Origin of the sequence: Pseudomonas sp. PvP025, assembly GCF_017832155.1 — a bacterium.
Lineage (GTDB): Bacteria > Pseudomonadota > Gammaproteobacteria > Pseudomonadales > Pseudomonadaceae > Aquipseudomonas.
Window position 1 is genome coordinate 5552900 of the sequence record NZ_JAFIBJ010000001.1, and the last position, 13195, is coordinate 5566094.

General features: G+C 63.4%; 14 protein-coding genes and 1 pseudogene. 9 read left to right on the forward strand and 6 right to left on the reverse strand.

Features of this window, described 5'->3' with window-relative positions; genetic code table 11:
* Positions 1-176: 176 nt before the first annotated feature.
* Together JOE32_RS24315 and JOE32_RS24320 are read right to left on the reverse strand one after the other, a co-directional pair.
* Complete coding sequence (locus tag JOE32_RS24315; RefSeq protein ID WP_209989999.1) at positions 177-791, reverse strand: NAD(P)-dependent oxidoreductase; 615 nt, start codon at positions 789-791, stop codon at positions 177-179.
* Between the two features lie 34 nt (positions 792-825).
* Positions 826-1692, reverse strand: a complete 867-nt coding sequence (locus JOE32_RS24320; RefSeq protein WP_209990002.1) for an MBL fold metallo-hydrolase — start codon at positions 1690-1692, stop codon at positions 826-828.
* Positions 1693-1797: 105 nt separating this feature from the next.
* Between JOE32_RS24320 and JOE32_RS24325 the strand changes: the two genes are divergently transcribed.
* Positions 1798-2703, forward strand: coding sequence for a LysR family transcriptional regulator (locus JOE32_RS24325; RefSeq protein WP_209990004.1), 906 nt, complete (start codon positions 1798-1800; stop codon positions 2701-2703).
* A gap of 88 nt (positions 2704-2791) precedes the next feature.
* Positions 2792-2968, forward strand: a complete 177-nt coding sequence (locus JOE32_RS24330; RefSeq protein WP_209990006.1) for a hypothetical protein — start codon at positions 2792-2794, stop codon at positions 2966-2968.
* Between the two features lie 32 nt (positions 2969-3000).
* Here the strand turns inward: JOE32_RS24330 and JOE32_RS24335 are convergent, their stop codons facing one another.
* Positions 3001-3867, reverse strand: coding sequence for a helix-turn-helix domain-containing protein (locus JOE32_RS24335; RefSeq protein ID WP_209990008.1), 867 nt, complete (start codon positions 3865-3867; stop codon positions 3001-3003).
* Positions 3868-4057: 190 nt separating this feature from the next.
* On the opposite strand from JOE32_RS24335, the gene pobA reads away from it, so the two are divergent.
* On the forward strand, positions 4058-5242 hold the full coding sequence (pobA, locus tag JOE32_RS24340) for a 4-hydroxybenzoate 3-monooxygenase (protein WP_209990728.1): 1185 nt from the start codon (positions 4058-4060) through the stop codon (positions 5240-5242).
* A gap of 65 nt (positions 5243-5307) precedes the next feature.
* Complete coding sequence (locus JOE32_RS24345) at positions 5308-6825, forward strand: MDR family MFS transporter (RefSeq protein WP_209990010.1); 1518 nt, start codon at positions 5308-5310, stop codon at positions 6823-6825.
* Between the two features lie 132 nt (positions 6826-6957).
* Here the strand turns inward: JOE32_RS24345 and JOE32_RS24350 are convergent, their stop codons facing one another.
* A complete protein-coding gene (locus JOE32_RS24350; RefSeq protein WP_209990012.1) occupies positions 6958-7797 on the reverse strand; it encodes a cache domain-containing protein in 840 nt (279 codons plus the stop codon).
* 50 nt (positions 7798-7847) lie between these two features.
* Positions 7848-8621: a transporter substrate-binding domain-containing protein gene (locus JOE32_RS24355; protein WP_209990014.1), complete on the reverse strand. Its 774-nt coding sequence runs from the start codon at positions 8619-8621 to the stop codon at positions 7848-7850.
* A gap of 140 nt (positions 8622-8761) precedes the next feature.
* Here JOE32_RS24355 and JOE32_RS24360 point away from each other — a divergent pair, with 140 nt between their 5' ends.
* The 4 genes from JOE32_RS24360 (at position 8762) to JOE32_RS24375 (ending at position 11947) form a co-directional block, all read left to right on the forward strand.
* Complete coding sequence (locus JOE32_RS24360) at positions 8762-9361, forward strand: class I SAM-dependent methyltransferase (RefSeq protein ID WP_209990016.1); 600 nt, start codon at positions 8762-8764, stop codon at positions 9359-9361.
* Between the two features lie 122 nt (positions 9362-9483).
* Positions 9484-10617, forward strand: coding sequence for a ribonuclease D (rnd, locus tag JOE32_RS24365; protein WP_209990019.1), 1134 nt, complete (start codon positions 9484-9486; stop codon positions 10615-10617).
* Positions 10614-10907 carry a YcgL domain-containing protein gene (locus JOE32_RS24370; protein WP_209990023.1) on the forward strand — a complete coding sequence of 98 codons (294 nt, stop codon included), beginning with the start codon at positions 10614-10616 and terminating at the stop codon, positions 10905-10907. The genes rnd and JOE32_RS24370 overlap by 4 nt, the downstream gene beginning before the upstream one ends.
* A 107-nt stretch (positions 10908-11014) precedes the next feature.
* Positions 11015-11947 (forward strand): D-2-hydroxyacid dehydrogenase, encoded by a 933-nt coding sequence (locus JOE32_RS24375; protein WP_209990025.1) that lies wholly within the window; start codon positions 11015-11017, stop codon positions 11945-11947.
* Positions 11948-11997: 50 nt separating this feature from the next.
* Here JOE32_RS24375 and JOE32_RS24380 read toward each other — a convergent pair.
* A pseudogene (locus JOE32_RS24380) lies at positions 11998-12592 on the reverse strand (nitroreductase family protein).
* Positions 12593-12744: 152 nt separating this feature from the next.
* Here JOE32_RS24380 and JOE32_RS24385 point away from each other — a divergent pair.
* Positions 12745-13194, forward strand: coding sequence for a YcgN family cysteine cluster protein (locus JOE32_RS24385; RefSeq protein ID WP_209990028.1), 450 nt, complete (start codon positions 12745-12747; stop codon positions 13192-13194).
* Position 13195: the final 1 nt, after the last annotated feature.

The window sequence follows — 13195 nt, forward strand, 5'->3', positions numbered from 1 at the left end:
GGGAGGGCGGCAAATCAGAAAATCACTGGGGCTATTGAAAAACTGCGGCCTGAGCCACTGCCAATCAAAATGTGGGAAGGGGCTTGCTCCCGATAGCGGTGTGTCAGCCAAAGACGTCTCAACTGACCCGCCGCCATCGGGAGCAAGCCCCCTCCCACATGTTTAACCGCGGTGTGTCAGTAGCCGACGGTGAAGCGTTGGCGCGAGTGCCTTGGGGTTTCCACCTCATCGATCAATGCAATGGCGTAGTCAGCAAAGCTGATCCAGCTGCGTCCTGCGGCACTGACCAGCAACTCATCCTGACCCAGGCGGAATGTACCTGTGCGCGCAGCCTCCACGAATTCGGCCGATGGCGACAAAAAGGCCCAGTCCAGCTCCTTCTCCTGGCGCAGTGCTTCCAGAAACTCAGCCCCTGCACTGGCTTCGGCGCGATATTCCTCAGGGAAACCGGCGCTATCGATCACCCGTCCACCGTCCGGCAGCAGCAGCGAACCCGCGCCGCCGACCACCAGCAGGCGGTGTACTCCGGCCTGTTTCACCGGCCCGATCACGGCGCTGGCGGGCAGGCTGGCGAAGTGCGCGGCGCTGATTACCACGTCGCTGCCGCTGATGGCCTGTTGCAAGGCCTGTGCGTCGAGTGCGTCCACTTGTTTGACGGTGACACCAGGCTGCGCGGCGAGTTTTTCAGTGTTGCGCGCAATGGCCACTACGCTGTGCCCGCGCCGCAGCGCCTCTTCCAGCAATTGACTGCCCGCACGGCCAGTGGCCCCGATGATTGCGATCTTGCTCATGATGTTCTCCGGTTCGGTTAAGGATTGAAACGCTTCACCACTTCATTTCGCCCTTGGCGACTTTGGCGCTCAGGTCCAGCGAGCTTTCGTCGGCAAGGTCGGGGTAACGTTTTTTCATCGCCGCGATCAGGCCGGTGGAGTCCTTGGCCTTGGCGGTTTCGAGGTCGAATGCCTTGATGTAGTCAGCGGTAAAGGCCACGGAGGCCAGCGATGGCGTACCCAGGTAATGGCCCGGGACCACGGTGTTCGGCTTCAGGTCCTGAATGCGCTGCAGGGTGGTCAGCCAATCCTTGTGGGACTGCGCGCCCTGGGTGTCGGCCATCCACAGGTGAATGTTTTCGGAGACGACCACCCCGCCCACCACGGCCTTGATCGACGGAATCCACACAAAACTGCGGTCCGGCTGCGGGCCGTCGAGGCCGATCACCTGCAGTGCCTCGCCCTCAAGCGTCAGGCTATTGCCCTCAAGTACCTGCGGCACTAGGGTCTTGCCCGGCTTGTCGGCGCCCATTTTCGGGCCCCAGAACGCCAGCTTGCCGGCCACGGTCGCCTTGATATGGTCGACCACCGGCTGCGGCGCCACTACCTTGGCGTCCGGGAACGCGGCGGTGAGGGTATCGAGGCCGAAGTAGTAATCCGGGTCACCGTGGCTGATATAGATGGTGGTCAGGTGCTTGCCGCTGGCACGGATCTTCTGCACCAACTGCTCGGCCTGGCCCTTGCCGAATTGGGCGTCCACCAGGATCGCGTCCTTGGCGCCGCTGACCAGCACCGAACTCACCGGGAAAATCGCCGCTTCACCGGGGTTGTACACGTCGAGCTTCAGCTCGGCCGCCGCCGCGTGGGCGGCAAAGGCCAGGGCGGCGGTTACCAGCGTCAAGCGCTTGAAGGTTGAGAACATCGGGCAGCTCCTGCATTCGATAAGGGATGCGCACAGCTTAGTTGCCTGAAACATCACAAAAAATGCCATGCTGGGACATAGTTTGTTTCTAAAAGTGGGCAGATCATGGATCGTCTTCAGGCAATGCGCGTGTTTGTAAGCGTGGTGGAGCTGGGCAGCCAGTCGGCTGCCGCCGATCACCTGGACCTCTCGCGCCCGGTGGTGTCGCGCTACCTGGCCGAACTCGAAGACTTCGTCGGCGCGCGTCTGCTGCATCGCACCACGCGCAAGCTCAGCCTCACCGCCGCCGGCAGTGAAACCCTGCCGCGCTGCCGGCAATTGCTGGAACTGTGCAGCGACATGCAGGCCGCCGTCGGCACGCCGGATGACGCGCCGCGCGGTCTGTTGCGCCTGAGCGTGAGCACCTCGTTCGGCCAGGCGCAATTGGCCGACGCCATCGCCGCCTTCGTCAAGCGCTACCCCCTGGTGACCGTCGACCTGCAAATGCTCGACCGCACGGTGAACCTGGTGGACGAGCGCATCGACCTGGCCATCCGCACCAGCAATGACCTGGACCCCAACCTGATCGCCCGGCGCCTCACCGTCTGTCGCTCGGTGGTGTGCGCCACGCCGGCCTATCTGCTTGAGCACCCGGCGCCGCAAAAAGTCGAAGACCTGGCCCGGCACAACTGCCTGACCCACTCCTACTTCGGCAAAAGTCTGTGGCATTTCGAGGAAGGCGGTGAGCACGTCTCGGTGCCCATCACGGGCACGATCACCTCCAACGAGGCCAGCACCTTGCTGCGGGTAACACTGGCCGGGGCAGGGGTGGCGATGCTGCCCAGCTATCAGGCTGGCGATTACATTCGTCGCGGTGAGCTGGTGCGCCTGCTGCCCGAGGCCGAGCCTCGACAAATGAACATTTACGCGGTGTACGCCTCGCGCAAACACATGCCGTCAGCGCTGCGCAGCCTGCTGGATTTTCTGGTGGAGCGGTTTCCGGAAGAGCCGATCTGGGACATCGGTCTGTAAGTCGACATAAACGGTTTGAATATCGCCCAATAATGGCAACTCGCCCTGGCTGACCTATGCTTCAAACAGTCATCCAGAGGTCTGTGCCATGACCCTCAAAACCAGAAAGTACCTGACGATTTTCGCCCTTTGCGCCCTGGCCAGCGCGCTGTACGGCACGGCGGCCTACCGCGTCGAGCAAACGCGCATGCAGCCAAGCTTTGCGATCAGTTGCCACCAGGATCAATGCGTGCCGCACACCGGCAGTTTCAGTGCCTTGCGCTGATCGCGAGGCACCGAAGATCCAACCTGGCCAAGTCAATCCGACTTGAGTTGCTCGCGAAACGCCTTCGGCGAAAACCCTACGCGCCGACGAAACAATCGCGAGAAGTTGGTCGGGTCGGAAAACCCCAGCACGTCCGACATCTCGTTGATCGTCATGCTGGTATAGGTCAGCAGGCGCTTGGCCTCCAGCAACTGGCGGTCGTGCATGATCTGCAGCGCCGGCTGCCCGCCCAGTTCGCGGCAGGTGCCGTTCAGGTGTGACACCGAGATGCCCAGCTTGTGGGCCAGGTCTTCGATCCTGGGGTGCTCGCGGTAATGCTGCTCGACCAACTGCGTAAAGCGCCGAAAATACTCGCGCCCACGCGGGGCACGCGGGTGGCGACGCTGGATGGCCTGGCGGCTGACCCACACCAGCAGCACGCTGACCACGGCGTGCATCATCATGTCGCGGGCCGGTTGCTCGTTCACGTATTCGTCCTGCAGGCGCACGAACAGGCTGTTGAGGTAGTCGCTGTCCTTACCGGCCGGGTAGCTGCCCAGGGTCTGCAAGCCGTCGACCGTCGCGCCCAACTGCCCCTGCAAATGGCTGATTAGCGGCGCAGACAACGTCACCACGTAACCCTCCACATCCTCGGCAAACCGAAACCCGTGCACACACAACGGCGGCAGCACCTGCAGGCTCGCTTCGCTGAGGGTGCTGCGCTGGCCTTCGATTTCCAGGTGTGCCTGGCCTTTGTGCACGTAGAGCAACTGGCACAGATCCGCGTGCCGGTGGGGCTGGATTTCCCACTGGTATTCCCGACTACGTCGCGAAATGGTTTCGCAGTGCAGCAAATCGGGGGTAGGCCACTGCAGGCTTTCCCCGTACAGCTTGAAGACTGGAATCGCGGTTTGGCTCATGGTTTCAATCCGATACTCAGGATAGTGGTGCGGTAATCGCCCAGATTGGTAAAAAGCGCAGCTTTTGGCGCAGTTTTCACCTTCTTGTAGCGGCCACTCAAGTGAAAAATGTCAGCAGCACGATCAATGACAACGCTTTCACCCGATCCGTTCGAGGTGGAACTTGCGGGCGATAAAAATAATGAAGACGCTGAAAACCCAAGTCGCCATCATTGGCGCCGGTCCTTCGGGATTGCTGCTGGGCCAGTTGCTGCACAACGCTGGCATCCAGACCCTGATTCTTGAGCGCCAGAGCGCCGACTATGTGCAGGGCCGCATCCGTGCCGGGGTGCTGGAACAAGGCATGGTCGACCTGCTGCGCGAGGCTGGCGTGAGCCAACGCATGGATGCCGAGGGCCTGGTGCACGATGGCTTCGAACTGGCGCTCAATGGCCGGCTGACCCATATCGACCTCAAGGCACTCACGGGGGGCCAGTCGGTGATGGTCTACGGCCAGACCGAAGTCACCCGCGACCTCATGGCCGCCCGAGCTGCGGTCGGCGCCACCACGCTGTACGAGGCGCGCGAGGTGCAGCCCCATGACCTGAAAACCGAGCGACCCTGGCTGAGCTTCGAGCATCAGGGCGAGATGTTTCGCCTGGACTGCGACTACATCGCCGGTTGCGACGGTTTCCACGGGGTGGCGCGGCAATCGATCCCGGCCGAATCGCTGCAGGTGTTCGAACGGGTGTATCCGTTCGGCTGGCTGGGCATGCTCTGCGACACGCCGCCGGTGCACCCGGAGCTGGTGTATGCAAGGCACCCGCGAGGTTTTGCGCTGTGCAGCATGCGCTCGCCAACGCGCAGCCGTTATTACCTGCAGGTACCCGCTGACGAGCCGGTCAGCGACTGGTCGGACGAGCGATTCTGGGCCGAATTGAAAAAACGCCTGCCCACTGAGCTGGCGGAAGCGCTGATTACCGGGCCCTCCCTCGAAAAAAGCGTCGCGCCGCTGCGCAGCTTTGTGGTCGAACCGATGCAGTACGGCCGTCTGTTCCTGCTGGGCGACGCCGCGCACATCGTGCCGCCCACCGGCGCCAAGGGCCTGAACCTGGCGGCCAGTGATGTGAGCACGCTGTATCGCATTCTGCTCAAGGTGTATGGCGAAGGGCGCGTCGACCTGCTGGAGCAATACTCGGCCATCTGCCTGCGCCGGGTGTGGAAAGCCGAGCGGTTTTCCTGGTGGATGACCTCGATGTTGCACCAGTTTCCCGAGGCCGACAGCTTCACTCAACGCATCGCCGAGAGTGAACTGGATTACTTCATCCACTCCCGCGCGGGCCGCCAGACCATCGCGGAAAATTACGTCGGACTTCCTTACGAGGCTATCGAATAGCCTGCTATCGTATCGAGCATTCCCGCAGGCCGTCTTTCCTGCGGGCCCTGCTCGAAGGTTCTGCCGTGACTCAGCTCAATCAGCCCGTTCCACCGGTTCCCGCCGTGCGCAGCATCCTCATCGCGTTGATGCTGGCGATCTTTCTCGGCGCGCTCGACCAGACCATCGTCGCCGTGTCGATGCCGGCCATTTCCGCGCGGTTCCACGACGTCGACCTGCTGGCCTGGGTGATCTCTGGCTACATGGTGGCGATGACGGTGGCGGTGCCGATCTACGGCAAGCTCGGCGACCTGTACGGGCGCCGCCCGATGATGCTGATCGGCATGGGCCTGTTCACCGTGGCGTCGCTGTTCTGTGGCATGGCGCAAAGCATGGAGCAACTGGTGCTGGCGCGGATTCTTCAGGGCATCGGCGCCGGCGGCATGATCTCGGTGAGCCAGGCGATCATCGGCGACATCATTGCGCCCCGCGAGCGGGGGCGCTACCAGGGCTACTTCAGCAGCATGTATGCGGTGGCCAGCGTGGCCGGCCCGGTGCTGGGCGGGCTGATGACCGAGTACCTGTCGTGGCGCTGGGTGTTCCTGATCAACCTGCCGTTGGGCGCCGGCGCCTGGTACGTGGCCCATCGCACCCTGCGCGGGCTGCCGGCGCCGCAGCGCAAACCGATCATCGATTACCTGGGCACCGTGCTGATGATCATCGGCCTCACCGCGTTGCTGCTGGGCATCACCGAAATCGGCCAGGGCCATGCCATGCGTGACCCGCAGGTGCTGGGCCTGCTGACCTGTGCGCTGGTGGCGCTGTCGGTGTTCGTGTGGCACGAGCGCCGCGCCCGCGAGCCGCTGTTGCCGATGCACCTGTTCGCCAACCGCAGCGCGGTGCTGTGCTGGTGCACGATTTTCATCACCAGCTTCCAGGCGATTTCCCTGACCGTGCTGATGCCGCTGCGTTACCAGACCGTGACCGGTTCCGGCGCCGACAGCGCGGCCCTGCACCTGTTGCCGCTGGCGATGGGCCTGCCGATGGGCGCTTATTGTGCCGGGCGCCTCACCTCGGTGACCGGCCGCTACAAACCGATGATCCTCAGCGGTGCGCTGTTGAGCCCCCTGGCGATCCTCGGCATGGCCTTGAGTGCGCCGCAGGCGGTCGGGATGACGGCGTTGTTCATGGTGCTGTGCGGGATCGCCGCCGGCATGCAGTTTCCTACCTCACTGGTGGGCACGCAGAATTCGGTGGCGCAACGCGACATTGGCGTGGCCACCAGCACCACCAACCTGTTCCGCTCCCTCGGCGGGGCGGTGGGGGTGGCCTGCATGTCGGCGCTGCTGCTGGCGCTGTTACAGGATTCCAGCTTCGTCCACATGGCCAGTGGCGCGCTGGCGGCCGAAGGCAGTTCCGGCAGCGTGCTGCTCGACGGCCTCAACGCCGCCCCCGGCCCGGCGCAGGACGCCCTGCGCGCGGAGCTGGCGGTGACGTTCCGGCATTTGCTGATGGTGAGTGCGGCGGTGTCGCTGCTGGGCCTGGCGGCGGCCATTGCGATGCCCAATCAGGTGCTGCGCGGCCGCGAAGACAAAGCCGGCTGACTGATCAGCGAAGATCCACAGGTGGGAAGGGGCTTGCTCCCGATAGCAGTGCTTCAGTTAAAGCACCTGTGCCTGACACCCCGCCATCGGGAGCAAGCCCCCTCCCACAAGGAACTGCATTTCAGCGCCGGATCATGGGCTGTAATAACCCACCGCCACCATGAAGTGCCCGCTCTTGCGCACATAGGCATGCTTGTTCTCGACCTTGCCGGTCACCGGGTTCTGCCAGCGGTATTTGTATTCGCCCTGGTCTTGCTCGGCCATTATTTTGAGGATGGGCTCGCCCACCGGTCTGCCGTCCGGGTCCTTGACCTTGCTGAAGTCGGTGTTGATCAGCCGCAGGGTGGTGCCATGGGCCACGTAGCGCCGGGTATTGAGGTCGACCACGAACACGTAGAGGTCGTCCTGCAGGAACCCGCCCTGCAACGAGTTGATCGATTTGAGCGTGCCCGCCTCATCCTTCACCAACGCGTTCACCGCCTTGTTGCGCAGCGCCCGCGCCTGCTCCGGGGTGGCCCGTGGCAGGTAATAGCCCACCGCCAGAATGCGCTCGCCCACCCGCTGGTAAAACACATGCTTGTGCTCGACCTTGCCGTCGTTCCAGTTCTGCCAGCGGTAGTCGGCCTGCTGCACGCCCTGGTTTTCCGGCACCTTGAGCGCGTCCTTGAACGATTGGCGCAACTCCGGGCCCAGCACTTCGGACACATCACGGCCAATCAACGCCGAGGACGGGCCGCCACTGGCCAGCAGTACGCCTTTAGTGTCAACCACGAACACATAACGGTCGTGGTCGACAAACTCCCCTTGGCGGCTGAATGCCGCGAGGGCCTTGTCACCATTGCTCTGATAGTAGGCCACGGCTTTTTGCAGCAACGCCTTGGCCGCCTCGGCGTCTTCTTCCTGCGCCGTCGCGGCATGCACCTGGCTGGCGCAGATCAGCAGCAGCCAGGTGATTCGCAGCAATGCCTTCATGTTTCATCCCTCTTTATTATTGATGTGACAGCAGCGTAGACGGACTTGGCTCAGGGCGCCGCCAGCCATTGGTTGACGATGCCGTCGTACACCCCGGTCGCCACGCTCAGGTGCAGCCATTGGTCGACATAGCTTTTCCACGCCACATCATCGCGCGGCAGCAGGAAGGCTTTCTGGCTGTATTGCATCTGCCGCTCGGGGTTGACCGCGCACAGTCCGGGCTTGAGCTTTTGCTGGTAGCGCGCCTCGCTGGCGTCGGTGATCATCACGTCGGCCTTGCCGGCCAGCAGTTCGTCAAAGATCGTCACGTTGTCATGCAGGCGGATCTGCGCCTGGGCAAGGTGGGCGCGGGCGAACACCTCGTTGGTGCCGCCTGCCGGCTCGATCACCCGCACCTGCGGCTGGTTGATCTGCTCCACGGTCTGGTAGCGCTGCACATCGGCGCACCGCACCAGCGGGATCTTGCCGTCGACGCCGAGGGATTCGCTGAAGAAGGCTTTTTTCTGGCGCTCCAGCGACAGCGAAATACCACCCACGGCGATGTCGCAGCGTTGCGCGAGAAAATCCGGCATCAGGGTTTTCCAGGTGGTGGGCACCCAGTTGATCTTCGCGTTGAGGCTCTGGGCCAGGGACTCGGCCATGGCAATGTCGATGCCTTCATAGCGGCCGTCGGCGCGCAACGAGCTGTAGGGCTTGTAGTCGCCGGTAGTGCACACGTTGAGCGTGCCGCGCTGGATCACCTCATCGAGGCGTGACGGGGCGGGGTCGGCCAGGGCGGTGGTTGCCGAGCACGCCAGTACACACAGGGCCAGGGAAGCTTTCATGGGGGCGGGTCCTTGGGGCAGTTTTTTTGTAGGCGCGAGCATTGACGCGACGCCTGCGGCTTTCAACCTTTTTTTCACGTTGCACTGGTTAAGCTGTCCACCAAGGTCGTTCACTTCCGTTCCACCCTGATGAGCCCATGATGTCGCCACAACCTCCATCCTCCATCGAGATTGACTTCGCCGAGCGCTATGACCAGGAGCACGCGCGGGTCTGCGGCGACCCGCATCCGCCCAGGCTGCGGCGGCGCCTGGCGATGTGGCGCGACGAATGGCTGGTGCGCCAGGCCCTGAAAGTGGCCGGCGAACCGGGCCTGATCCTCGACCTGGCCTGCGGTTCGGGGCGATTCTGGCCGGTGCTGGGCGAGCACATCAACCGCGTGATCCTCGCCTCGGACAACTCCCAGGACATGCTCGACCACGCGCTTACCCACCACCCGGCGGCATTGCTCAAGCGGGTCAAGACCTTCCAGGGATCAGCGTTTTCCATCGGCTTGTCGGCGAATGCAGTGGACTGCATTTTCTGCCTGGAGTTGTTTCGCCATGTGCCCAGCGCAGAAGGGCGTCTGGCGTTGCTGCGCGAGTTTCACCGGGTCAGCCGCGACACCGTGATTGTCTCCGTGCCCTCACGTACCTTCGTGGAAGGCGAATTTCGCCAGGCAGGCTTCAAGGTCCTGAAACATCAGGAATTCATGCCGGGCTCCCGGCTTTGGCGGGTTTACGTACTGCGTAAGAGGGGATAACTCCCGCCTGTCGGACTATTCTTCAGTGACTGTCCGAGTTTTCATGATTGCCTGTGCACTGCGAATGCTCGCAAGGCCCTTTCGCGATATATACTGCGCGCCATTCTTCAAGGGAGAGCCGTGTGGCCATCGATATTCACTGGATCTGCGACAACGATAGCCTCGGCCAGCATTGCGCCGAATGGCAGCAGTTGCCATTCGTCGCCCTCGACACCGAATTCATGCGGGTCGACACCTTTTATCCCATCGCCGGGCTGATCCAGATCGGTGATGGCGTACGCGCTTACCTGATCGACCCCCTGACCATCGACAACTGGCAACCCCTGGCCGCGCTGCTGGAAAATCCGGCGGTGATCAAGGTGGTGCACGCCTGCAGCGAAGACCTTGAAGTACTGCTGCGCCTGACCGGCAGCCTGCCGGTGCCGTTGTTCGACACCCAGTTGGCGGCCGCCTACCTGAACCTCGGCTTCTCCATGGGCTATTCGCGCCTGGTGCAGGCCGTGCTCGATATCGAGCTGCCCAAGGGCGAGACCCGCTCGGACTGGCTGCAGCGGCCATTGTCCGACACGCAGGTGAGCTACGCCGCCGAAGATGCGGTGCACCTGGCCGAGGTCTACATCCGTCTGCGTCCGCAGTTGTCCGACGATAAATACGCCTGGGTGCTGGAAGACGGTGCCGAACTGGTGGCCAACCTGCGCCGCGAGATCGACCCCTACGAGCTGTACCGCGATGCCAAGCTGGCGTGGAAACTGTCCCGCGCGCAACTGGCCGTGCTGCGTGAACTGTGCGCCTGGCGCGAGCAGCAGGCGCGGGCCCGCGACTTGCCGCGCAACCGCATCATTCGCGAACACTCGCTGTGGCCGTTGGCCAAATCCCAGCCGGACAATCTGGTCGCGCTGGGCAAGATCGAAGACATGCACCCGCGCACCGTGCGCCAGGACGGTCCGTTCCTGCTCGACCTGATCAAGCGCGCCGCCAGCGTGCCCATGGACCAATGGCCACCGGCCGTGGCCGAGCCGCTGCCGGTGGACGCCGCCGCGCTGATCAAGCAGTTGCGCGCCCTTGGCCAGGCCGAAGCCGAACGCCTGGACATGGCGCCGGAGCTGATGCTGCGCAAGAAAACCCTCGAAGCCCTGGTCAAGAGTGGCTACCCCGATGGGCCTTATACATTGCCCGACTCGCTGCGTGGCTGGCGCCGCGCGTTGATGGGCCAGGCGCTGCTCGACAGCCTGGCCTCTGCCGGAGAACAGCCTTGAAACGTATTTGCTCCATCTACCGCAGCCTGAAAAAAGACGGCATGTACCTCTACGTGCTCAAAAGCGATGCCCTCGAGCGCGTGCCCGAGCCCCTGATGGCCGCCTTCGGCAAGCCGCACCACGCCTTCGACATGGTGCTGAGCCCGGAGCGCAAGCTGTCGCGCGAAGATATCCTGGTGGTCCTGGAAAACCTCGACAAGCAGGGCTACCACCTGCAAATGCCGCCGGCCGAGGACGAGTACATCGAACACTTGCCCGAAGAGCTGCTGCGCCGCAACGACCCGATGTGATCGGTGGGTGCCCTGCCGGGGCACTTTCTTCAACGCAATCGTAATGAGTGGGCGGTGGCCGCAAGGATGCGGGCGGCCGTCTGCACTGTTTTTGAAAGGTTTTAACCATGCGTGTTCTGATTGCTGAACAGGATCACCCGCTCTACGCCCAACTGTTGCGCGACGCCGCGCCGGACCTTGAGGTGCTGACCAGCGGCGACTCGGCCGAGCTCTCGCGCCTGGCCGCCGATTGCCCGGTATGGCTGGGCCAGCCGGACCTGCTGGCGACCCTGCTGCGCCAGGGGCATCAGCCGCAGTGGCTGCAATCGACCTGGGCCGGCATCACGCCGCTGCTGGCCGACGGCCTGCCGCGCGGCTATCGCCTGACCCGTGCGGTGGGCATCTTTGGCCAGGTCATGGCCGAGTTCGTGCTCACCTACATGCTGGGCCACGAGCGTGAAGTGCTGGCGCGTCTGGTCAGCCAGGTGGAGCGCAAGTGGGACAATCGCACCGGCCAGAGCCTGGCGGGGCGCACGGCGCTGATCGTCGGCACCGGCGATATCGGCCAGCGTGTTGCCGAGTTCCTGGTGCCGTTCGGTGTGAAGCTGTACGGCATCGCCAGCACCGCGCGGGAGCAGGCGCCGTTCGTTGAAGTGGCCGCGCTTGATCAACTGGAGCGGCTGGTGGGAGAGGCAGACTACGTGATCAACCTGCTGCCCAACACGGCGCAAACCCACGACCTGTATAACGCGGCGCTGTTCAAGCAGTTCAAACCGACGGGCGTGTTCATGAACGTCGGGCGCGGCGTGGCGGTGGTCGACGCCGACCTGGTCGAGGCGCTGAAAGAAGGGCACCTGGCTGGCGCGGTGATCGATGTGTGTCGCCAGGAGCCGCTGCCGCAACGCCATCCGTTCTGGACCGCGTGGGGCCTGCTGCTGACCGGGCACAGCTCGGCGCCGACCTCGCCGTCGATGATGGTGGATTTGTTTGTGCAGAACCTGCGCGCGTATCAGGCCCGTGAAGCCCTGCGCGGTGAAGTGGACTTCGAACGCGGTTATTGACCCATCGCCAATGTGGGGAAAGTGCCTCCCCACATTGGCTGCCCGCCTGCTTACAGGCTGAAGTCGCCTTCGGACACTAATTCGCTCAACGGCTTGCGCGGGCTCGGCACTTCACGGCCCTTCACGGCCCTGCAGGTAGTCCGGCAGGGTCGATTTGTCGCCCAGCTTGCCCACGGCCACCGCCGCGTGCAGCGCGTAACCCTCGGGAATCTTCAGTTCCTTGCGGGTCAATGCCTGATCGAAACCGGCCATGCCATGGGTATGCCAGCCGCTGAGGCTGGCTTGCAGCGCCAGGTGGCCCCAGGCGGAACCCGTGTCGAAGGTGTGCCACAGCGCCGGAGTTTCCTCGCTGGCGCCGGGCGCAATGAAGTCGGTTTTCGAGGCGATGATCACCAACGCCGACGCATGCTGCGCCCAGTTACGGTTGAATTCGTTGAGCAGGCCCAGGTAACGCTCCCAGTCCGGCGTGTCACGGCGCGCGTAGAGAAAGCGCCAGGGTTGCGAGTTGTACGCGGACGGCGCCCAGCGAGCTGCTTCGAAGAAACTCAGCAAGGTCTCCTGTGGAATGCTTTCGCCGGTGAAGGCGCGGGGCGACCAGCGCTCGGTGAACTGCGGGTGGATCGGGTAATCGGCAACACGTGTCATGGGGGCTCCTGATCGTCAATGTGGCGCTCAACGCTACTGCGCACTCGTTGGCCTGACAAGCTTTGTAACACCGCCAGTCGCCAGCGCTTGGTTCCAGGCGGCTTGGGCACTAGACTGGCGGCCTTTTCACCTACCGATACCGATGCAGAGCCATGGCCGCCAAAGTCGAACCCTTCTGGATACGCAAAACCCTTGAACACCTCGACCAGGAAGAATGGGAGTCGTTGTGCGACGGCTGCGGCCTGTGCTGCCTGCAAAAGCTTGAAGATGAAGACGACAACAGCGTCTATTACACGCGCATCGCTTGCAAACTGCTCGACCTGAACACTTGCCAATGCACCGATTACCCCAACCGCAGGGCCTCGGTGCCCGATTGCATCCAGCTCACCCCCGGCCAGGCCGACCAGTTCAAATGGCTGCCGCCCACCTGCGGCTACCGGCTGGTCAGCGAGCGCAAGGACCTGCCGTTGTGGCACCACCTGGTCTGCGGCGACCGCGACGCCGTGCACCACGAACGCATTTCCCAGTCCGGGCGCATGCTCAGCGAAGGCAGCGTGCCCGAGGATGACTGGGAGGATTACCTGATTTTCCGCGCGGGCTGAA